Raw genomic sequence first — 20382 nt, forward strand, 5'->3', positions numbered from 1 at the left:
AGGATTAAGGCGCAGAGCTTGATTTAAATCTTCAATCGCCCCTTTCATATCTCCCAATAGCCCACGGGCACCACCTCGGTTGGTGTAGGCTTCTGCGAGGTTAGGATTAAGGCGCAGAGCTTGATTTAAATCTTCAATCGCCCCTTTCATATCTCCCGATTGCCCACGGACAACGCCTCGGTTGGCGTAGGCTTCTGCAAGGTTAGGATTAAGGCGCAGGGCTTGGTTGAAATCTTCAATCGCCCCTTTCATATCTCCCAATAGCCCACGGGCACCACCTCGCTTGGTGTAGGCTTCTGCGAGGTTAGGATTAAGGCGCAGGGCTTGGTTGAAATCTTCAATCGCCCCTTTCAGATCTCCCGATTGCACGCGGGCAAGACCTCGGTTATGGTAGCCAGTTGCATCTTGAGGGTTAACTTGTACTAATAGTAATGTTGATTCTTTTCTTAACTCTAAAATATCTGGCAAATTTTTGGCATCAACTTTAGGGTTATCTGTTATTGCTCCTAATACAAGAGCTAAAGTTGTTAATTTTAATATTTTCATTAAATATTTTCCTTTGCCAAGGTCTTTGGTGCATTATTACACATCCTTGCCAGAAAATATACTTCATTTGTTGTCTCTAAAAAAACACTTAATTTCTTAGTCGTAATAAAACTGCTATGTGTTTAGCAGTTACCCAAAATTTGCACAACATGGGAGCGATCGCTACTCAATAGAAGTTTAAAATTTTTATTTTCAAGATTAGGTCTATTGGTGAAAATTTTCTCTGTAAATAGTTCCTTAAATGAGTGCTGCGTCACCGATAGCGTAACCCTGCGAGGAAGCAAGCTTGTGTCTTGTAGAGAAGCTTTAGCGAGTCTTCTCCTGTCAGAGACGCTACGCGGACGAGCGTCACAGTTCCTCGTAGCTCATCACCTAAAAATTCCAACTTATCTAATTATCTGATTCACAACAGATGCACTCTGAATACGCCATTTACCTCGTTGTCTAATCAAATCGTACCGAACTCGCAAATTATCGTTAGAAGAGTTTTTGAACTGACCATTTTCATATAACTGCGTCACTTCTTTAACCGTAGCTTCCACTGCGGCACGATCTGCAAATAAATCAATTCTCTCAACCGATTCCACCTTCAGACTATGCTCGTACTTCCGGTATCGGTTGTCTGACCTATCCTGTTGAGCAATCAGCCGCCATTGAGACAAAGCTGAACCAGTTAAAATCTGCTCTAAATTATTAATCTCATGATTCGGGCCTAAAGCTGCCGCTTTGGTAGATAGCCAAGTGCGAATCACGTCCTCGGCCGTTGTATCTGTTAAAGGCCCATCTAATGCTTGTGGTTTACTATTTCGAGGAGGAATAAATACTGGTGGTTGATTTATTTCTACAAACAACTGTGAAACAGGTAAAGGTGGTTTGGGGAAAAACAGATTTTTTAACCATCCAAAAGTTGTTGTGGCTAATACCCCGAAAACTAATATGCTCACCAAAGAAATAAACACTCTCCATACCAGCCGTGTTTTACCTTCGATGGTATTAGCAAAAGTTCGCCGTCGTCGGGGACGACGAGAATGAGGACGATTATCTGGTACACGCTCTCGGCTAGCAGATGGAGTAGGTTTTCTCCGCCTACGCTTTTGGTTATGACCCGGTGCAGCAGTTTTAGCTGAACCATTCAAATGCTGATTAGAGCCTCTGCTCATCCTTTCAGCAGCAGGAACATCTGATTTTATACTCCCAGATGAATTCCATATAGGTGGTGAGATATTTGAATATTCGGGTGTTTCTTTTGTTGGTGTTTCTGGCAAATCTAGGTCAGGTGTTCTGCTGTGATTAAATTGCGCTGAGGTCTTAGTTGAATTGTTGTGGAAATGGGGCTTATTTGTCTGGGCTTGGGGAAAATATTGGGGGTTAATTACAGCCCATTCATTAGTTGTTTCCGCATCGGTTGGCAATGCTTCTAAATAAGCTTGTACCTGTTGGTTAGCAAAGTAATCTTTTAGGAAAGCTTGCTGATTCGCTAAATCTCGGAAATGGGGAAATACTTCATGTTGCAACCACTGTTCTGCATATAGACACAACCCCGGCAACAAATCTGGAGAGTCTTGAGATTTTTCCCGAATAAAAGCTAAAGCTTCGTACTCCTGACTAAGTTCTAAAACACGAGTCGCTTCTTCAGTTTGTCCCAAGAGTAACGCACATAGAGACTGTTCTAAATGTACATCTTGGCGTTTGCCCAGACGCATGAGCATTTGTCTTGCTTGACGAATTAAAGCAGGTTGCCGTTGAGCAAATCCCCTTGCTATTAAGGCATAAACAGCCAAGTAAGTGGCGACAGCAGAATTGCGTTTGCTTTGGGCTTCAAATAACTTGTGCTGCTCTGCAACTGTTAAATGGTTGCGTAACTGCTGAATAAATCGCAGAAAGTCATCTATGTTTAAACCAGAGTCATCATTGTTCGTGCCATCAATCCCGCCACGATCTTCTAAGAGGTTTTGTAATAATTCCAAGCCTTGGTTTCGTTCGGCAGTCTTTTCTTGAGGTAGTGCCAACAACTCCAAAATTCGATATGGCCGCAATTTGTAAAGATCCGCCTGAATTTCCGCCTGGACACTGGAAAACAACCCTTCGCGCACTAACAATTCTTGACCAGTTTCTAGAGATATGGCGGCATTTTCATAGTGACCTTGTTGCCACTGTTCGCGACCTAATTCTAGACAAGCAAGGGCGACAGTGAGAACGACATCAGGATGTTCAGCACTTTCCTGTATTTCTTCGTCTGCTAAATTATTGCTTTTTCTTGCACTTGTAGCACCATTTTTATTTACTAGGTACGGACGACCTAGTTTCAATACAAGTTCGTATTCCCCCAACTCTTGCAAAATTAATAAAGCGCCAACTAATTCGTCTTGGGTAATTTCGATACCCAAACTCTGGGTGTTACTACCCCTTTTGGTGCTTTCTGGTGGACGATTTTCCAGTGCTACTGCGGCAGCAGCAAGGTTATCAGGGTCATAGGCGTGGGCAAGATAGAGATGATCGTAGGTACTGCGTTGTTTTGGATCTGATAAAACCACGTAAGCTTCTTCTATGAGTTGTTTACGAGAAGAAATTGCTGCATGAGAATACTCACGTCGTGGCAATTGTACAATGCGATCGCTGTATGCCTGTCGCAATTGTTCTTCACTTGCCGCTAACGGTAGTCCTAAAATTCGGTAGTAATCTAGCGGAATTCGCACAGCCTACTTCCCCTGCACCGTGATCAACATAATTCACCTAGAGTTTTCCAGGCCTGTAAAACCGTGCCATAAAAATGCCGTGTAGAATTTACTCTACAAGTGTATATTGCAACAACTCGTTTTGTACCTTCCCGAAATTTTGAGTCACATTCTAGTACTAATTTTTTGCTTTCGCCTAGAAAGCCTCAATTGTTTGTCTTAATTCTTAGTATTTTTGTTTAACACGACTATTATCAGCCTTCGATACCACAAACCACAACTACCGCTTTTAATCACGGCATAATTGTTGTGGTTGCAAGAATCTATTGATGATTGATTTTTTCGGGACTTCCCCAGTAAGCGGTAATAAAAATACCACTATTGAGGGTTGACCCTGATAACAGGAGAAGAAAATCATATCATAATTTACCTTTAATTACAATTACCTATTTGGGTATATAGACTTTTGCTTCCTTTTTTTTAAATTGTTAATGGATATGCAGAAAGCAGTCTATCTTGATTGCTAGTCTATTGAGGGGAATGGTGAGAGAAAAACCCAAAGCGACATATATTGTCGTTAGAGTCAAATCCTCACGGGGCATAGGCTGAAAAGTTAAAAATCAAAAATTAAAAATTCAGCTGTTCCCTAAGACCCTTTTTTGGTGCATAAATAAAGTTTGATTGTTGAGTCTTACAAACGCTAGCCTGTTAAAAGCTGAGGTGTTATCAGACCAACTTATTTAAGACCGTAACTTTAAGTTGTACAACAGGGATACTCAAAAATAATGGTTCAAGAGCGTACTTTACCCACTTTTAATCCTGCTACTACGCACATTACTAAAGAAGAAGGATTACGGTTGTATGAGGACATGGTACTAGGGCGCTTGTTTGAAGACAAGTGCGCTGAAATGTACTACAGGGGCAAAATGTTTGGTTTTGTCCATTTGTACAACGGTCAAGAAGCCGTTTGCAGTGGTGTTGTACAGTCAATGCGACCGGGTGAAGATTATGTTTGTAGTACCTACCGCGACCACGTTCATGCTCTGAGTGCGGGCGTACCAGCAAGAGAGGTAATGGCAGAATTATTTGGCAAAGCCACAGGTTGCAGCAAAGGGCGCGGTGGTTCCATGCACATGTTTTCTGCCGAACATCGTTTGCTGGGTGGCTATGCTTTTGTGGCTGAGGGAATTCCTGTAGCGGCTGGAGCGGCTTTTCAAAGCAAATACCGCCGCGAAGTGCTGGGAGATAAAAATGCTGACCAAGTGACAGCTTGCTTTTTTGGCGATGGTGCAGCTAACAATGGTCAGTTTTTCGAGACGCTAAATATGGCAGCTTTATGGAAACTGCCAATTCTGTTTGTAGTCGAAAATAATAAGTGGGCCATTGGGATGTCTCACGAACGAGCCACTTCCCAGCCAGAGATTTATAAAAAAGCCAGTGTGTTTAACATGGTGGGCGTGGAAGTAGATGGTATGGATGTACTGGCAGTCCGAGCCGTGGCCCAAGAAGCCGTAGCCCGTGCCCGTGCAGGTGAAGGCCCAACATTAATTGAGGCGCTTACCTACCGCTTCCGGGGTCACTCTTTGGCAGACCCAGATGAAATGCGAAGCAAAGCGGAGAAAGAATTTTGGTTCGCCCGTGACCCAATTAAGAAGTTGGCAGCTTATTTGGTGGAGAAAAATCTGGCGGATGAGGGAGAAATCAAAGCAATTGATCGTAAAATTCAGGATGTAATCGACGAAGCGGTTAAATTCGCCGAAAGCAGCCCTGAACCAGACCCTAGCGAGTTATATCGTTTCGTGTTTGCAGAAGACGAGTAAACAGTGCTGAGTTATGAGTGCTGAGTGCTGAGTATTTTTATATTCTACTCAGCACTCAGCACTCAGCACTCCACCTTACCCAGGACTAAAATTTGTGTTTAGCATTGCAGTTCAACAGCAACAGTACAAGACCTATATTCTTTCTGATGAAGCCGCTGGTTCTCAGTTAGAAGTCGTACCAGAACGCGGTGGTATCATCACCCGTTGGCGTATTCAAGGGCAAGAAATTTTCTATCTGGATGCTGAACGCTTTACTCATCCTGAGTTGAGTGTCAGAGGTGGGAATCCAATTTTGTTTCCTATTTGTGGCAATCTACCAGATAATACTTACACTCATGACGGTGAAAAATATACTCTTAAGCAACACGGTTTTGCTCGTGAATTGCCGTGGTCAGCAACAGAACAAAAAACTAAAGATAAAGCTAGTCTGACTGTCGTTCTTAATAGCAATGAGCAAACCAAGGCTGTTTATCCTTTTGATTTTCAACTGGCTTTCACCTATGAACTTCAAGGTAATACTCTAGAAGTCCGCCAGCAGTATAAAAACTTATCATCCACACCAATGCCTTTTTCGGCTGGTTTCCATCCCTACTTTTTGTGTGGTGATAAAACTCAGTTAGAGTTGGAAATTCCCTCTAAGCAGTATCAAGACAATCAAACTAAAGAAATTCACTCTTTTGACGGCAATTTTGACTTTAGCCGTGATGAAATTGATTTCGCCTTTGGACAGCTAACGAGTCAATCGGCTACTGCGATAGATCGCAGCCGGAAGTTAAAACTCACCTTGGATTATGATGATTTCTCTACCTACCTGGTATTTTGGACTGTCAAAGGCAAAGAATTCTACTGTCTAGAACCGTGGAGTGCCACCCGTAACTCCATCAATACTGGTGATAACCTGACTGTGTTAGCACCAGGAGCTAGCCATACAGCATCTATAAGGTTGACCGCTAATTTTTTCTAAACCCCTTTACAAATCTACAGATGTTTGTGCTATGATGGCAAAGTTGCGAAATGCAGCGAAAGGGTCGCTAACTCAACGGTAGAGTACTCGGCTTTTAACCGATTAGTTCCGGGTTCGAATCCCGGGCGACCCATATAAAAGTTTAGGAAAAACTTGCCTCTGTATTTTGAGATGAAAGCAGAGGCAATTTTCACCAACAGCGATCGCTCATCCAAAAATTTTTGGTTCTCCAGAGCGATCGCTGTTGGTGAAAATCAAAAAAAATTGCGGATTCATAGAAATTAACTAAGTTTGATTTTAATCAGTGATTCTATGGAGAATTCAGTGCAGGTTGAAAGTGAATAAATGAGTCTGAACTTTTTAACTGAAAGTATAGCCGTAGTCATATAGGGTAGGACAGCGTTGATTGCTCAATCAGAATTCCCTTCTGCCCTCTGCCTTTCTTGATAATTCGCCTCGCAGAACGGTTACCGCTTGTCCGGCGAGAAAGACGCGATCGCCGCCGTCATAATATACCTTCACCACCCCACCGCGCCTGGATGCCTGATAAGCCAATAGCTCATTTTTGTGCAAGCGATCGCGCCAGAAGGGGGCGAGACAGCAATGAGTAGCCCCAGTCACCGGATCTTCATCAATTCCCAAACCTGGGGCAAATAAGCGAGAGACGAAATCATATTGAGAATCAGGGTGAGTGAGGCTGGTGACAATGATCTCAGAAATCGGCAACGTTTTCAGTATTTGGAAATTTGGCTGCATTTGGCGTACCAAATCCTCAGATTCCAATTCCACTAAATAGCCAAAGGAATTTAAGAAAACAGATTTGTACGGTACACCCAAAGCTTGCTTGAGTTCTCGCGGGGCGACTGTTGCTTGTGAGTGATTCACAGGAAAATCTAACTCAATCCACTCACCTTGCAACTTAGCAATCAGTACTCCACTTTTGGTGTAGAAACGCGCAACTTCATTTGGTGACAGATGCCCCTCTGACCAAAGTACATGGGCACTAGCTAAAGTTGCATGACCACAAAGCGGTACTTCTACTGTGGGCGTAAACCAACGCAAATTGAAGCCATCATCCTGTCTAACGAGAAAAGCCGTCTCAGATAAATTCATCTCCTGCGCTACATTCTGCATCCAGCGATCGTCTTGGGGAGTGAGCAAAACACAGACAGCAGCAGGATTACCTGCGAAGACTGTATTGGTAAAAGCATCAACCTGGGTAATGATTTGTCCCATTAGATTCACCTTGAAAAGTGGACAGCAATATATTTATCAGGAGTGCGTTAAACATTTATGCGGACTGTTACCATTCTTTTGAAGTGGCGTATGGTTCAGTTGTACAGGCGTTCCCAAATGAGAACAACCATATACAGTACCTTATAAGTTAGGAATACAATCTCCAAAAACTAGGGTCAATGTTAAAGCAAAACGGAAACATGAGGATAAAAATCTTCAGAAGCATCTTGGCTGCTGTCAACTTAGCGCTGATTTCTGGAGGATTAATTAGTTGTGCTGTTGAAGTACCGCAGCCACTTGCTCCAACTGAGCAACAAAAACCAGTCCTACAACCTAACCAACAGCCTAACCAGAACGACAGAGATGACGACGACAAAGATGGCGACGAGAAAGATGGCGATCGCAAGAATGATAAAAATGATGACGATAAAGACGATAACGACTAAATAAAGGAAAAACTTTTACCTTTATCCTTTTTTGAGTTTACATTTATGCTTATCCAAGAAACTTCTACTTCCCTCGTCGATACTTTACGCCTCCGACGGCAACGACTAGCCAACCTGATTAATTTTCCAGTAATTCTGTGGTCAGGTAGCAATAGTCCGCGCAACTTTCCAGCAAATCCCTTTCCGTTTCGCGCTAGCAGTCATTTTCTCTATTTTGCCGGACTGCCATTATCAAAGGCGGCAATTCGTTTAGAAGCGGGTAAGCTAGAACTATTCATGGACGATCCGTCATCCAGCAGTGCCCTTTGGCATGGAGAAATGCCAACGCGCGAGGAAATAGCCTTGCATATTGGGGCGGATGTGGCTCGACCAATGGCAGAATTAGAGTCTTGGATAGAAGATGCCGCCACACTTGCTGTACAAGATGCAGCTACTTGGACGCAGCAATCGCAGCTATTAAATAGATGGGTTTTACCACAAAGTCCTCCCCAAGGAATTGACTTGGAGTTAGCTAAGGCGATCGTTTCTCTGCGTCTCACCCACGATGAAGCTGCATTATCCCAGTTGCGAAAAGCTGCTGCTGTCACTGTTGAGGTTCATAAAGCTGGGATGGCCGCAACACCTCAAGCCAAGCTAGAAGCAGAAGTTCGTGCAGCGATGGAAGGGGTAATTATTGCCCACAATATGACCACCTCTTACAACAGTATTGTCACTGTTCACGGTGAAGTTTTGCATAACGAGCAGTATCACCACCCTCTACAACCAGGTGACTTACTGCTTGCTGATGTTGGTGCTGAAACCGAGATGGGTTGGGCCGGTGATGTTACTCGCACCTGGCCAGTTTCCGGCAAATTTTCATCTACCCAGAGAGATATTTATAATGTTGTGCTGGCAGCCCATGATGCTTGCATTGCCAAAATACACCCTGGTGTAGAATATGGGGACATTCATCTGCTAGCTGCTATGGTCATAGCTGAAGGTTTAGTAGAGTTAGGAATTTTACAAGGAAATCCCCAAGATTTAGTAGAAATGGATGCCCACGCGCTGTTTTTCCCTCATGGTATCGGTCATCTACTGGGTTTAGATGTCCATGATATGGAAGATTTGGGTGATTTAGCAGGGTATGAAGAGGGACGCCAAAGGAGCGATCGCTTTGGTTTAGGCTACCTTCGTTTAAATCGTCCCCTGCATCCAGGAATGTTAGTCACAATTGAACCTGGTTTTTATCAAGTACCAGCAATTTTAAATGATGCCAACGTCCGTTCAAAATATCAGAATGTGGTGAATTGGCAGCGTTTATCTGAATTTGCTGATGTGCGTGGAATCCGCATCGAAGATGATGTTTTAGTTACCGCGGAAGGTAGCGAAGTTTTAACAGCCGCATTACCGAATGATGCTGATACTATAGAGAATCTAATTAATAGTTGAATTTACGCTAAATGTTACCCCACCCTAACCCTCCCCTTTGCAAGGGGAGGGAACCGGAGATCCAATTTTCTACCTTTGCAAGAGGGGATTAAGGGGGGTAATTAAGTTTTATCACTCCACCAAACCCAGATGATTTTGTAACGCTTGGCGCATCACTTCTACAGGTACAGTTTCCTGCTGCAACCAGATTTTTAATGCTGCTGCTCCTTGTTGGACTAGCATTTCTAAACCATCGATCGCAATTGCACCTTGTTTTTGAGCCTGTTCTAGAAATTGCGTCGGTTTAGGAATATATATCAAATCGTAAGCGATCGCACCCGTTGGTAAATTAGCTATTTCCTCGACACTCAAAGGCGACTGATCAACTTTGGGATACATCCCAATAGGAGTTGTATTTACCAGCAGATTTGCTTGGGGAATTAGCTTTGGCAATTCCTCCCATTGATGAACCTGGAATTTATCAGCTAGGGGTGAATTGCTCCAACTATTGCGAAATTCCTGTAATCTTTGCAGATTGCGCCCAACAACATGAATTTGGGCAAAACCTAGCTGGGTACAACCTGCTACAACTGCTCTTGCTGCACCACCATTGCCCAAAATTACCGCTACTTTCTGACTCCAATCTTGTTTATATGTCGTCTGCAAAGGAGCGATAAATCCTTCTATATCCGTATTTGTTCCCACCCATTTGTTATTTTGGCGGCTAACAGTATTTACTGCTCCGATAGTTTGAGCCAGGGGGGTAATTTCTGAAAGTAGCGGTATGATCGCTTGTTTGTGAGGTATTGTCACACTAAAGCCGATAACCCCAATAGCAGCCAAACCTGCGATCGCAACTTCTAAATTTTGTGGTTCGATCGGAAAAGGGAGATAAATGTAATCTAATTCTAATTGTGCGATTGCAGCATTATGCATCACTGGTGACAGCGAATGTTCCACCGGATGTCCAATCACTCCTAGTAGTTTAGTTTTACCTGTAATTTCTTTAGTCATTTGTCATAACTCATACTCCTTGTCCCAATCCCCAATCCCCATTTCCCTCACCTAGCCTACAATTATTAAAAGCTACTTAACACTTCTTTAAATCATGCAGGCAACTACAGCCCCCTCTACAATTCCAATTCCTGGTAAATATTGGCAGTGGCGCGGGCACAACGTTTACTACGTGCGTGCGGGAGAGAAACAACTGCAACGTCCGCCCTTGCTTTTGGTACATGGATTTGGTGCTTCCACAGACCACTGGCGCAAGAATATCACAGGATTGTGCCAAGATTTTGAAGTATTTGCGATCGACCTTTTGGGATTCGGGCGATCGGCAAAACCAAAATTGCAGTACAGTGGCGACTTGTGGCGCGATCAACTTCATGATTTTATCAGTGAAGTGATTGGTCAAAAAGCAGTATTAGCAGGGAACTCCCTTGGTGGTTATGCTTGCTTGTGTGTTGCAGCACAACGTCCTGACAGCGCAGCTGGTTTAGTTTTGCTCAATAGTGCCGGGCCTTTTAGCGAAAGCCAGCCTACATCTGAACCGGAAGCTTTGCAAAGTGAAATTCAGCCACCCAAACAACCTTCTTCTTTACAAAAATTACTGGGTGACTCAGTTAAATGGATGTTTCAACAACCTTTAGCTCAGTTTGTGTTATTTCAATACGTGCGACAACGTTGGGTAATTCGCCAAACTTTAGAAAAGGTATATCTTGATAAAAGTGCAGTTACAGACCAATTGATAGAAGAAATTGCTCGTCCTGCTTTTGATCCGGGCGCATTGGATGTATTTGTTTCAGTTTTTAGCAGTCCTCAAGGGGAAAAAGTTGATGTGCTGTTAAAGCAATTAACTTGTTCTTTATTGATGTTATGGGGAGAAGCTGATCCTTGGATGAATGCTAGAGAACGTTCTCAAAAGTTTCGTCAATATTGTCCTGAATTGACAGAGCATTTCTTAACAGCAGGTCATTGTCCTCATGATGAAATACCCGATAGAGTAAACCCACTTTTTCGTGATTGGGTATTGTCTATTCCCCAGTGATATTGCATCCCATTAGAAAAAGTTGAGTAGAGATGTAATAAATCGCGTCTCTACTCGCAGTATTTTCTATAAACCAATACAGTTCAGATAAGACCAAAACACTTGTATCGACGGCGATTTATCGCGTCTTTAAAACCCACGATTTTGTACAATTACCCCTTAACCCAACCGTATTGTTCTATAAACAAGATAGTTAGATAAAAGAGACAATTACTATTAAAGATAAAATTCCTATTACAATATTTTTTTGGATACATAAAAATCTAAAACCAGATCGGTATAAAAAATTAGTTAACTAAAAAAACCGCCACTAAATATGATAGGGCGGTCTGGTTAAGCAATCGGAGGGTAATTACAGATTACTCTGCTAATAAATGAAATTGCTGTAACGAAGTTTGCATTAAATTGGGGATTGGGTATGGATTATTCCTCTTCTTCCTTCATTTCCCTATTCTCTTCCGTAAACACTCATTGGTTCCTTGATAAATCGGGTGTAAAGATGCTTAAACGTAGATTTAATTACGCGGGGCATACCAAAATCAATGGGTATTAAATTGTCTGGTAGCCGCCAATCTTCTATTTTTAATAAGTCGGGATTTAAATGTGGAAACTCTATGTCAGCTACTTCTGGACAAACTCCTAGCCTTTGGGAAGCTGCAACTGTGGGCACTTGTTCAGGAGGAACATTGAGGATTTCTACCATTGCCCGATCTAAGGCAAATATATCTGATGCGGCTGCTAAAATACCCAGTTGGCGAGGTTCGCCGTTGCTGGGGCCATTACCTTCATGACCGATGATGCCATCTAATATAGTTAAGTTAGGGTTAATTGCCCTGGCAGTTTCTACTAACATTTCACCAAATCTATTCGCGTCTTTTCCCGCTTCCATGTGCCACCAAGCTTTCATTTTGCCGGGGACGCAACCAAACAGGTTTTTTACGCCAAGGGTTAATGTCAACTGGGCGTGAGATTTCACTTTAGGTAGGTTAATTACTACGTCTGCTTCCATTGCTTCTTTAGACAGCCGCAGATGGTTAAAATTGTCGCTAATGGTTTGGTAACGCTGACCGTGAAAATCGATGATGGGAAGATTGAGTTCTTCTAAAATAGGCAGATAGCCGTTTGCTATTGCTACGCCCTTGGCACTGCCAAAAGCAGGACTATCGCCCAAAAATGGCTTACCGCCAACCTCAATTACCATCTGGGCAACTTCGTAAACTAGTTCAGCACGGGTGATACACTCTTTACCAGGACGTGAGCCTGTAAGTAAATTAGGTTTGAGTAAAACGCGATCGCCTTTTTTCACAAACGCTGCCATTCCTCCAAAAGGTTCCAGCAGCGTAACTAAGGATTCTCGTAAAGCCTCTCGTTCGTAAGATGTAGCCCGAATGAGACTGACAGATGGTTTTTGAGTCTGCATAGATTGGGGAATGGGGAATGGGGAACTCGGGGCCCCCTCTGGGGATTAGGGGCAATGGGGAATGGGGGCAAGGAAAATAACCATGCCCAATGCCCCATAATCTATTATTCTGTTTTGAGCGGTAAGATACCACTCATTTGTTCTAGATTTAACACTGTGGCTAAATCTGTTTCACTCATCAATCCTCGTTCTAGGACGATTTCGCGGAGAGATTTACCAGTTTCTAAAGATTCTTTGGCCACAGCTGCGGCATTTAAATAACCGATGTGGGTGTTGAGGGCGGTTACTAAAGCTAAACTGCCTTCGGCGTATGCTAAACAACGTTCTTTATTAGCTGTAATTCCTTGGATGCAAGATTTGGTGAGTGCGGCGATGGTATTGCCAAGAATTTCGATACTATGAATTAAGTCATAGGCAATCAGTGGCATCATCACATTTAATTCTAATTGTCCGGCTTGTGCGGCTAAAGCGATCGCACTGTCGTAACCCATCACCTGAAAACACACCATTGATGTCATCTCTGCCATTACTGGGTTATATTTCCCTGGCATAATCGAGGAGCCAGGTTGCACTGGAGGAAGTTGAATTTCTTTCAAGCCAGTTTTTGGCCCCGAATCCATCAGCCGCAAGTCGTGAGATATTTTGACTAAATCCTGCGCTAAGTTGCGTAAAGCACCGGAAACATTTACAAATGGGGCCATACTCTGCATCGCTGCCATGAGATGAGGCGCAGGTTCTAAAGGAGTATCAATCAATTCTGAGAGAACTTCTACCACACGGGCGCGATATAGAGGATGAGTATTTAACCCCGTTCCGGCTGCACTACCTCCCAAACCCAGCACCATTAAATCTCCAGAGGCGGTATAAATCCGGTTTTGATGTTCTGCGAGGATTTGTGCCCAAGCCCGAAAATTCTCACCCAAACGCACGGGTACTGCGTCTTGTAAGTGGGTTCTGCCAGATTTGACGATATCTTGAAATTCTACAGCTTTGTTTTCTAAGGATGCGATCGCACTATCTATTGCTGGGTGTAATGTCTTGGATAATGCCAATAAACCACCAATCCGAATGGCGGTAGGAATCACATCATTGGTAGACTGTCCATAATTAACGTGGTCATTAGGACTAACACGTTTGTAATTGCCCTTTTCTTCACCAAGAATTTCTAAGGCGCGATTTGCCAAAACTTCGTTGACATTCATGTGGTGAGATGTTCCAGCACCCGCCTGATAAACATCCACAACAAATTGATCGCGGAACTTCCCAGCTAAGATTTCATCAGTTGCTTGGACAATTGCCTGACTAATATCTTGGGGAATGCAATTTAGTTCTCCATTCACAATTGCTGTAGCTTTTTTAATTATCAATCCAGCATCTACGTAAGTAGCTAAAGGCTTGATACCGCTAATAGGGAAGTTTTCGATAGCTCGTAAAGTTTGAATGCCGTAATAAACGCTACTAGCAATTTGGCGATCGCCCATAGAATCGCGTTCGATGCGGAATTCTGTGTGTTCAGTCATAGTATTCTTTTAAAAGAGCTTCAGAAAACAGATTTTCCCACGCTTAGGGGGAAAGTGGGGAGACAAAGAGAAGTTGTAGTAAGTTTGTCCCCTCTGCCTCTTCCTGATAGCAGGGCAACTAAATTTATTTATGGAGATTATTAATTTTTAATTATTAATTTTTAATTTTTAATTCGGAGCGAAGCGACGTGACTTTACCCAACTGGATTACTTTCTCTCGGCTTCTGGGTGTACCATTTCTGCTTTATGGCTTGTACAACCCCACACCTCAAGCTAGATGGATATGTTTGGCAATTTTTATCGTTGCTGCGTTAACTGATTGGTTAGATGGCTATTTGGCACGGAAACTCAACCAAGTTAGTGAGTTGGGTAAATTTCTTGACCCCTTAGTGGATAAATTTCTAGTACTTGCGCCATTGATGGTTTTGATTGAACTAGGAAAAGTACCAGCTTGGGGAGTGTTTTTGATTTTAGCGCGGGAATTAGCGATCGCTGGTTGGCGAGTGAATCAAACGACAATTACCGGGGCGAACATTTGGGGTAAACTCAAAACTGTTAGTCAAATAGTTGCGATCGCACTTCTAATTGCCCCCCTACCTGAAGTATGGCAAACTCCCTCTCTGATTGCCTTTTGGGTTTCTGTAGCCTTTACTTTAATCTCTGGAGTCATTTATCTTTTGCCACAAAAAGCTAGCACTAATGAAACCACAATATAGTATTCTAATTCAGTGGTCTAATGAAGATAAAAAGTACGTTGTCAGCCTACCTGAGTTTGGCCCCTATGCACACACTCATGGAGATACGTACGCAGATGCTCTCAATAATGGTGAGGAAGTGCTGGAACTTTTGATTGAAGATTGCCAAGCACAAGGAAAACCACTACCAAAGCCTTTGACTGCAAACGTCTCCTTTCGGTTTGTATAATCTTCAAAAATCATAGCTAGGTAATCCACTAACATCAGTCTGGAGAGCAAACAAATCACCTGAGTAGAAACTTTTATCAATCTCCCCTTGGCTGAGTCCAACTGAGCCAGTGGTGATGTAGAGTGTTTGCAAATCTTCGCCGCCAAAGGTGCAACTCGTTACGAGTGGAACAGGTAGTTTTATCCGCAATATCTCTTCACCCTTAGAGTTGAAACGAATCACACACCAGCCATCCCACATAGCTGACCAAATATTTCCTTGACTATCTATCGTTAACCCATCTGGGTAGAAAGATTCATGAGTTAAATCAATAAAAATTCGGCGATTAGTAATGCTACCTGTTACTGAATCAAAGTCGTAAGCATATATTTTTTGTTGAGGAGAATCACTCAAATAAAACGTTTTTTGATCAGGACTCCACCCCAGACCATTAGAGATAGTCAATCCCGTTTCCATCACATGCAATGAACCATCAAAATCATAGCGATAGAGGCTACCCTGCGGTTTTTCTAAAGAACACATTGAGCCGATCCAAAAACGTCCTTGAGAGTCACATTTGCCATCATTCAGACGGTTATCTGGCAGATTTCCTTCAATCTCCAAAATGGGAGTAACTTCACCTGTTTTGGTGTTGAGGAATGCCAGATGATGACGCAGTGCCATAATTAATCTATCTTTACCTGCTGTTGCGATCGCACCTACCACATCTCCCACATCAAAAAACAAGTTTTTCCCCGTCGCAGGATTGAACTGATGTACACGATGGTTGTAAATATCGATCCAGTACAGTAGGTTTTGGGTAGAATCCCAGATGGGGCCTTCACCTAAGCGGGCACGAGACTCTAGTACATTGTGGAGTGGATATTGTAAAATCTGGCTCATTTTATCAACCAACAATAGTATTTACAGAAACTAGTTTCAGTAGCCTTCAGGCAATTCTAAAAAACGTTTGCCTGACTAATAAAGAAAATTTTCATTTCTGTTTCAGTAAAGACTAAAAACGCAATTTATCGCGTCTTCCCCAGGTAGAAGAAAATATATTTGATTTTGCGTTGAGCAAACCTTTGCCGTGATCCGTTAACTTAAAATTAGTCGGTCAGGATTCGCCTTATGTACCAAACAGACCCGCCTCGCCCTGCAAAAGAAACCCTACCCACCATGTATGATCTTCCCAGTGAATACCCGGAGGACTCTGGTTTGCCTGACGAATTTCACCTTTTTCAACCCCAACTTCTGCGCGAAACCTTCTCTCCACCTACCTATCCAGCAGAGGAAGTATTTGTTGGCACTGACTTAAACCTTTATTATGATCTCCGGCATACACTGTGGTACAAACGTCCAGATTGGTTTGCTGCTGTGGGAGTTTCGCGTCTCTACGAACAGCAAAACTTGCGTCTAAGTTATGTCATTTGGCAAGAAGGGGTTGCTCCTTTTGTAGTGGTAGAATTGCTTTCTCCTGGCACTGAAAAAGAAGACTTAGGACAAACTCTCCGGGAGATTAACCAACCACCGACCAAATGGGAAGTTTATGAGCGGATTTTGCGAGTTCCTTACTACATAGTGTTTGACCGCTACACTGATAAACTCCAAGCATTCCAATTAGTTGCAGACCGTTACAGCGAATTGGACTTGAGTACCCCACGGCTGTGGATGCCGGGTTTGGAACTGGGCTTAGGACTTTGGCAAGGTTCTTATCAAGGAATTGAGCGATTGTGGCTACGTTGGTATGATGCATCCGGGAATTGGCTTTCCACGCCGCTAGAACGAGAAAGTCAACGTGCTAACAGATTAGCAGCACAACTGCGAGAGTTAGGCGTTAACCCTGATGAGTTATGAAAATGCGATCGCATCAGTCAACTTAAGCGAAATGGGCGAATAAAATTCGCCCTGGCTACTGCACAGCTAGCTCACAACGCTTGTAAAATCTCCTCATCTACAGAGAAATCAACATCAGCTTTATCTTTTGCATTAGCCAAATAGTCATTTTCTAGAGAGTCTTGCAATCCAGAAATCAAATCATATTCAGGATGCCAGTTTAATTCTGTTTGCGCTTTATTCACCGAAGCAAAGAAATGCTGCACCCGCATCGGAAAAGCTTTGCGTTTGCCGAAATCAAACTTTTTCGGGTCGTAATGGACGATTTTTACAGCATCGGGTGATTTACCAGCCGCTACAGCACTAGCACGGGCTAAACCATCAAAAGTGACAAAGCGATCGCCTGAGATATTATAAATCTGTCCTATGGCTTGTTTATTGCCCAAAACCTGAGTCATAGCTAGTGCCAAGTCTTTTACATGACCTAACTGCGTGATGTGCAAACCATTTCCGGGGATAGGAATGGGGCGATCGCGCACTATTCTGTCAAAAAACCAGCCTTCCAACTCATTATAATTACGAGGCCCGTAAATATAAGTAGGACGAATAGAAGTAAAGGGTAATCCCAATTGAGTCAGGTAAGCTTCTGTTTCATGTTTACCTTTATGGCGGCTTTTGGGATCTACCGGATCACCTTCTACATGGGGCAATTGGTCAGATTTGAGATACACCCCCGCAGAACTCATATAGACAAAATGTTGCACTCTGTCTTGAAAAATCTCTGCTAGTGGTTGAGTATCAGTAAGTTCCCGCCCGTTATTGTCAAAAATGACATCGAAGTTTTCTTGTGATAACTTTGCTTTTAATTGAGTAGCATCTGTGCGATCGCCTATAATTTGTCCTACTCCCTGTAAAGAAGGTGCTGGCCGATTCCCACGATTGAAAAGCACCACCTCGTGTCCTTGTTCCACTAGTAGTTGAGTCAAATAGACACCAATGAACCGAGTACCACCCATAATCAGAATTCGCATAAATTCGCCCTTTCTATATCAGTTTTCATCAAGGGAGTAGGGAGGTGGGGAAGATGAGGGAGAGGAGGGAGATGAGGGAGAAATAACCCATGCCCAATGCCCAATGCCCAATGCCCCATGCCCAAAGCCCAATCTGAGATTATCAGGTTGCAGCATCCACCTGGAACCTCTCTGGGAAAGATTCCGTCTTATGTGCTAATCTGGGGCGCTTCCCGTTAATTAATCACAAGGGGAAACTTTTCAGTTAACGTCATCAAGTTGGCCTTTGTATTTTCCATTTATTCAAGTTAGCTGTGCCCTTGAAATATGCTCTGGTTCATGAGTGGCTTACACCCAAAGCCACCGGTGGTTCAGAACTCGTTGTACGAGAAATTTTGAATCACATTGATGCTGATTTGTATGCCCTCATAGATTTTGAATCTAGCAATAGAGAAAGTTATCTATACAAGCGTCAGATTGGCAAGACGTTTCTCCAGAACTTTCCCTATGCCCGCAACGGTATACAAAAATACTTACCTTTGTGGCCTTTGGCAATTGAACAACTTGATTTGCGGCATTATGACGTAATTCTGTCTTCATCCCATGCTGTTGCCAAAGGAATTCTTACCACTCCCGAACAGATGCATATTTGCTACTGTCACAGCCCTATGCGCTATGCCTGGGACTTGACCTTTGATTATCTGCGCCACAGCAAACTGGGTAGTGGTTTACCTGGGTGGGTGACGCGATATTTATTACATCGTTTGCGCCAGTGGGATGTATTGAGTGCCAATCGCGTTGATTACTTCATTGCCAACTCGCAGCATACAGCTCGGCGGATTTGGCGTTGCTATCGACGAGAAGCAACAGTCATTTACCCACCAGTGAATATTGCGGAATTTCCGTTTTTGTCTGAGAAAGAGGACTTTTACCTGACAGTTTCCCGATTAGTGAGTTACAAGCAAATATCGTTGATTGTCAACGCTTTTAATCAACTAAAACGACCATTAGTGGTCATTGGTACAGGAGATGAAATGAACAAGATTCGCGAGATGGCAAACTCGAATATCCAAATACTCGGTTGGCAACCCGATAATGTGGTAAAAAAATATATGTCTAGGGCTAAGGCGTTTGTGTATGCAGCTTGTGAAGATTTTGGAATTGCCCTAGTGGAAGCACAGGCTTGCGGCACACCAGTAATTGCCTATGGTGCAGGGGGTGCTCTAGAAACAGTGCGAGACATCCGCTCTTGTGCGGATACAGGGACAGGTCTATTTTTCAGGACGCAAACAGAGGCGGCTTTGGTAGAGGCAGTAGAAAAGTTTGAAGTATATCAGGGTTCGTTCAGTTCCGAGTATATGCGATCGCACGCCGCGCAGTTTTCACCGCAAATATTTGCAAATCGTTATCTAGATTTTGTAAACAAGTGCAACGGAAAAGACCGTTTTCGGAATAATGGTCTTGGTTAATGTCTTATTTTTTTAGGCTTTTGGCAATTTCCCCCAGAAGCAGATCATTTTGGCTTTAATATTGGGACTATGTGTGGTGTGGATTATTAAGGAGTATGATGACTGCCCAGAGCTCACTCCTCTCCGGCAAGCGAGGCGTACGGCAAGACACTAGAGCGTCTACGCGTACTTTCTTAAAACGCGGTCAAAAAACAAAGACGCCAAAAGTTAAGCCCAAAGGTTTACCTTTTCAGGGTTTAAACGGAGAGTTTGCCAAACGACTGTTCGATATAGTGTTTTCGCTGTCGGTATTAATTTTGTTCTTCCCTGTCTACTTAATTTTGACCTTACTGATTGCCTTTAGCTCAGAAGGCCCAATTTTTTATGTCCAGGAACGGGTAGGGAAAAATTACAAAGCGTTTAATTGCATTAAATTCCGAACAATGGTAAGCAATGCAGACGAAATCCTCATGCAAATGATGGAGACATCGCCTGAGTTGCGACAAGAATTTGAGAGCAGTTTTAAGCTGAAACAAGACCCCCGGATTACCAAAATTGGTCGATTTTTGCGAATTACTAGCTTAGATGAATTTCCCCAGTTCTGGAACGTTTTAAAAGGGGACATGAGTGTAGTCGGTCCCCGACCTTTGGTAGCAGAAGAACTGCCAAAATACGGTTGTCACATTGACGAGATTTTAACAATCCGTCCAGGAATTACTGGTTTGTGGCAGGTATCTGGGCGTAATGACATTCCCTACCCTCGGAGAGTCCAAATAGACCTGCATTATGTCAAATTTAGGAATTTCTGGCTTGATTTATGGATCATCTTGAAAACTGTTGATGTGGTAATCCTACCCAAAAATAACGGGGCATACTGAGTAACTACTTAGGGCGGATTCTGTGGGGCAGTTAATGCCCCTAAGTATCGATTCTTACCCTAAGACTAAAGAATTACTTATCTTTGCTTTCTATAAATTTGTGCTTTTATACTTAACTCAGACTTTTCTAAGTGTGAATCTTTAGTTATTTTGCCCTGATTCACCTTTTTGCTAGGGCGTGTCATCAATTAGGTAAACTTGAGTAGGTAATGCTTGGGATAAGCCA

The 20382-nt window shown here is 43.1% G+C and carries 20 protein-coding genes and 1 tRNA gene; 12 read left to right on the top strand and 9 right to left on the bottom strand.

All coding sequences use genetic code 11. The features are described from left to right. Together ABF638_RS29860 and ABF638_RS29865 are read right to left on the bottom strand one after the other, a co-directional pair. The coding region (locus ABF638_RS29860; protein WP_435026490.1) for a tetratricopeptide repeat protein at positions 1–546 on the bottom strand (546 nt) is incomplete at its 3' end. Positions 547–932: 386 nt separating this feature from the next. Continuing rightward, the gene (locus ABF638_RS29865; RefSeq protein WP_435026491.1) at positions 933–3242 is read right to left on the bottom strand and encodes an IMS domain-containing protein; all 2310 of its coding nucleotides are present in this window, start codon (positions 3240–3242) and stop codon (positions 933–935) included. Between the two features lie 764 nt (positions 3243–4006). Here ABF638_RS29865 and pdhA point away from each other — a divergent pair. The 4 genes from pdhA (at position 4007) to ABF638_RS29885 (ending at position 6290) form a co-directional block, all read left to right on the top strand. Beyond that, positions 4007–5041 (top strand): pyruvate dehydrogenase (acetyl-transferring) E1 component subunit alpha, encoded by a 1035-nt coding sequence (gene pdhA / locus ABF638_RS29870; RefSeq protein ID WP_435026492.1) that lies wholly within the window; start codon positions 4007–4009, stop codon positions 5039–5041. A gap of 94 nt (positions 5042–5135) precedes the next feature. After that, on the top strand, positions 5136–6005 hold the full coding sequence (locus tag ABF638_RS29875; protein ID WP_435026493.1) for an aldose epimerase: 870 nt from the start codon (positions 5136–5138) through the stop codon (positions 6003–6005). Between the two features lie 61 nt (positions 6006–6066). Beyond that, positions 6067–6138: transfer RNA gene (locus ABF638_RS29880), tRNA-Lys, on the top strand. A gap of 20 nt (positions 6139–6158) precedes the next feature. Then, complete coding sequence (locus tag ABF638_RS29885; protein WP_435026494.1) at positions 6159–6290, top strand: hypothetical protein; 132 nt, start codon at positions 6159–6161, stop codon at positions 6288–6290. A gap of 129 nt (positions 6291–6419) precedes the next feature. Here the strand turns inward: ABF638_RS29885 and ABF638_RS29890 are convergent, their stop codons facing one another. Next, positions 6420–7241, bottom strand: a complete 822-nt coding sequence (locus ABF638_RS29890) for a PhzF family phenazine biosynthesis protein (RefSeq protein WP_435026495.1) — start codon at positions 7239–7241, stop codon at positions 6420–6422. A 179-nt stretch (positions 7242–7420) separates the two neighbouring features. Between ABF638_RS29890 and ABF638_RS29895 the strand changes: the two genes are divergently transcribed. Beyond that, positions 7421–7687 (top strand): hypothetical protein, encoded by a 267-nt coding sequence (locus tag ABF638_RS29895; RefSeq protein ID WP_435026496.1) that lies wholly within the window; start codon positions 7421–7423, stop codon positions 7685–7687. A 45-nt stretch (positions 7688–7732) separates the two neighbouring features. Then, entirely contained in the window at positions 7733–9115 is a 1383-nt protein-coding gene (locus ABF638_RS29900; RefSeq protein WP_435026497.1) for an aminopeptidase P family protein, read from the top strand. A 111-nt stretch (positions 9116–9226) separates the two neighbouring features. Here ABF638_RS29900 and ABF638_RS29905 read toward each other — a convergent pair whose 3' ends face one another. Next, entirely contained in the window at positions 9227–10108 is an 882-nt protein-coding gene (locus tag ABF638_RS29905; protein ID WP_435026498.1) for a shikimate dehydrogenase, read from the bottom strand. Positions 10109–10202: 94 nt separating this feature from the next. Between ABF638_RS29905 and ABF638_RS29910 the strand changes: the two genes are divergently transcribed. Next, positions 10203–11141, top strand: a complete 939-nt coding sequence (locus ABF638_RS29910; protein ID WP_181932102.1) for an alpha/beta fold hydrolase — start codon at positions 10203–10205, stop codon at positions 11139–11141. 448 nt (positions 11142–11589) lie between these two features. On the opposite strand, the gene ABF638_RS29915 is transcribed toward ABF638_RS29910, so the two are convergent. Next, positions 11590–12561: a DUF362 domain-containing protein gene (locus ABF638_RS29915; RefSeq protein WP_435026499.1), complete on the bottom strand. Its 972-nt coding sequence runs from the start codon at positions 12559–12561 to the stop codon at positions 11590–11592. A gap of 104 nt (positions 12562–12665) precedes the next feature. Further along, positions 12666–14081: an aspartate ammonia-lyase gene (locus tag ABF638_RS29920; protein ID WP_435026500.1), complete on the bottom strand. Its 1416-nt coding sequence runs from the start codon at positions 14079–14081 to the stop codon at positions 12666–12668. Positions 14082–14269: 188 nt separating this feature from the next. Between ABF638_RS29920 and pgsA the strand changes: the two genes are divergently transcribed. Further along, entirely contained in the window at positions 14270–14797 is a 528-nt protein-coding gene (gene pgsA, locus ABF638_RS29925) for a CDP-diacylglycerol--glycerol-3-phosphate 3-phosphatidyltransferase (RefSeq protein WP_435026501.1), read from the top strand. Next, positions 14781–15005 (top strand): type II toxin-antitoxin system HicB family antitoxin, encoded by a 225-nt coding sequence (locus ABF638_RS29930; protein WP_435026502.1) that lies wholly within the window; start codon positions 14781–14783, stop codon positions 15003–15005. The genes pgsA and ABF638_RS29930 overlap by 17 nt, the downstream gene beginning before the upstream one ends. 3 nt (positions 15006–15008) lie before the next feature. Here ABF638_RS29930 and ABF638_RS29935 read toward each other — a convergent pair whose 3' ends face one another. Continuing rightward, a complete protein-coding gene (locus ABF638_RS29935; protein ID WP_435026503.1) occupies positions 15009–15887 on the bottom strand; it encodes an SMP-30/gluconolactonase/LRE family protein in 879 nt (292 codons plus the stop codon). Positions 15888–16115: 228 nt separating this feature from the next. Between ABF638_RS29935 and ABF638_RS29940 the strand changes: the two genes are divergently transcribed. After that, positions 16116–16841, top strand: coding sequence for a Uma2 family endonuclease (locus ABF638_RS29940; RefSeq protein WP_435026504.1), 726 nt, complete (start codon positions 16116–16118; stop codon positions 16839–16841). 71 nt (positions 16842–16912) lie between these two features. Here ABF638_RS29940 and ABF638_RS29945 read toward each other — a convergent pair whose 3' ends face one another. Together ABF638_RS29945 and ABF638_RS29950 are read right to left on the bottom strand one after the other, a co-directional pair. Next, on the bottom strand, positions 16913–17851 hold the full coding sequence (locus tag ABF638_RS29945) for an NAD-dependent epimerase/dehydratase family protein (protein WP_435026505.1): 939 nt from the start codon (positions 17849–17851) through the stop codon (positions 16913–16915). 18 nt (positions 17852–17869) lie between these two features. After that, positions 17870–18007 carry a hypothetical protein gene (locus ABF638_RS29950; RefSeq protein ID WP_435026506.1) on the bottom strand — a complete coding sequence of 46 codons (138 nt, stop codon included), beginning with the start codon at positions 18005–18007 and terminating at the stop codon, positions 17870–17872. A 137-nt stretch (positions 18008–18144) separates the two neighbouring features. Here ABF638_RS29950 and ABF638_RS29955 point away from each other — a divergent pair, with 137 nt between their 5' ends. Together ABF638_RS29955 and ABF638_RS29960 are read left to right on the top strand one after the other, a co-directional pair. Then, positions 18145–19299 carry a glycosyltransferase gene (locus tag ABF638_RS29955; protein ID WP_435026507.1) on the top strand — a complete coding sequence of 385 codons (1155 nt, stop codon included), beginning with the start codon at positions 18145–18147 and terminating at the stop codon, positions 19297–19299. A gap of 98 nt (positions 19300–19397) precedes the next feature. Then, positions 19398–20156, top strand: a complete 759-nt coding sequence (locus tag ABF638_RS29960) for a sugar transferase (RefSeq protein WP_435026508.1) — start codon at positions 19398–19400, stop codon at positions 20154–20156. The last annotated feature ends 226 nt before the right edge of the window (positions 20157–20382 follow it).

Origin of the sequence: Nostoc sp. CALU 1950 (genome assembly GCF_051172895.1) — a bacterium.
Lineage (GTDB): Bacteria > Cyanobacteriota > Cyanobacteriia > Cyanobacteriales > Nostocaceae > Nostoc > Nostoc edaphicum_A.

Bases quoted from the DNA above. Each gene is read 5' to 3' on its own strand.
- ABF638_RS29905 (WP_435026498.1), bottom strand. From the start codon at position 10,108: ATGACTAAAGAAATTACAGGTAAAACTAAACTACTAGGAGTGATTGGA.
- pdhA (WP_435026492.1), top strand. From the start codon at position 4,007: ATGGTTCAAGAGCGTACTTTACCCACTTTTAATCCTGCTACTACGCAC.
- ABF638_RS29920 (WP_435026500.1), bottom strand. From the start codon at position 14,081: ATGACTGAACACACAGAATTCCGCATCGAACGCGATTCTATGGGCGAT.
- ABF638_RS29935 (WP_435026503.1), bottom strand. From the start codon at position 15,887: ATGAGCCAGATTTTACAATATCCACTCCACAATGTACTAGAGTCTCGT.
- ABF638_RS29900 (WP_435026497.1), top strand. From the start codon at position 7,733: ATGCTTATCCAAGAAACTTCTACTTCCCTCGTCGATACTTTACGCCTC.
- ABF638_RS29930 (WP_435026502.1), top strand. From the start codon at position 14,781: ATGAAACCACAATATAGTATTCTAATTCAGTGGTCTAATGAAGATAAA.
- ABF638_RS29940 (WP_435026504.1), top strand. From the start codon at position 16,116: ATGTACCAAACAGACCCGCCTCGCCCTGCAAAAGAAACCCTACCCACC.
- ABF638_RS29960 (WP_435026508.1), top strand. From the start codon at position 19,398: ATGACTGCCCAGAGCTCACTCCTCTCCGGCAAGCGAGGCGTACGGCAA.
- ABF638_RS29945 (WP_435026505.1), bottom strand. From the start codon at position 17,851: ATGCGAATTCTGATTATGGGTGGTACTCGGTTCATTGGTGTCTATTTG.
- ABF638_RS29895 (WP_435026496.1), top strand. From the start codon at position 7,421: ATGTTAAAGCAAAACGGAAACATGAGGATAAAAATCTTCAGAAGCATC.
- ABF638_RS29950 (WP_435026506.1), bottom strand. From the start codon at position 18,007: ATGCTGCAACCTGATAATCTCAGATTGGGCTTTGGGCATGGGGCATTG.
- ABF638_RS29910 (WP_181932102.1), top strand. From the start codon at position 10,203: ATGCAGGCAACTACAGCCCCCTCTACAATTCCAATTCCTGGTAAATAT.
- ABF638_RS29890 (WP_435026495.1), bottom strand. From the start codon at position 7,241: ATGGGACAAATCATTACCCAGGTTGATGCTTTTACCAATACAGTCTTC.
- ABF638_RS29915 (WP_435026499.1), bottom strand. From the start codon at position 12,561: ATGCAGACTCAAAAACCATCTGTCAGTCTCATTCGGGCTACATCTTAC.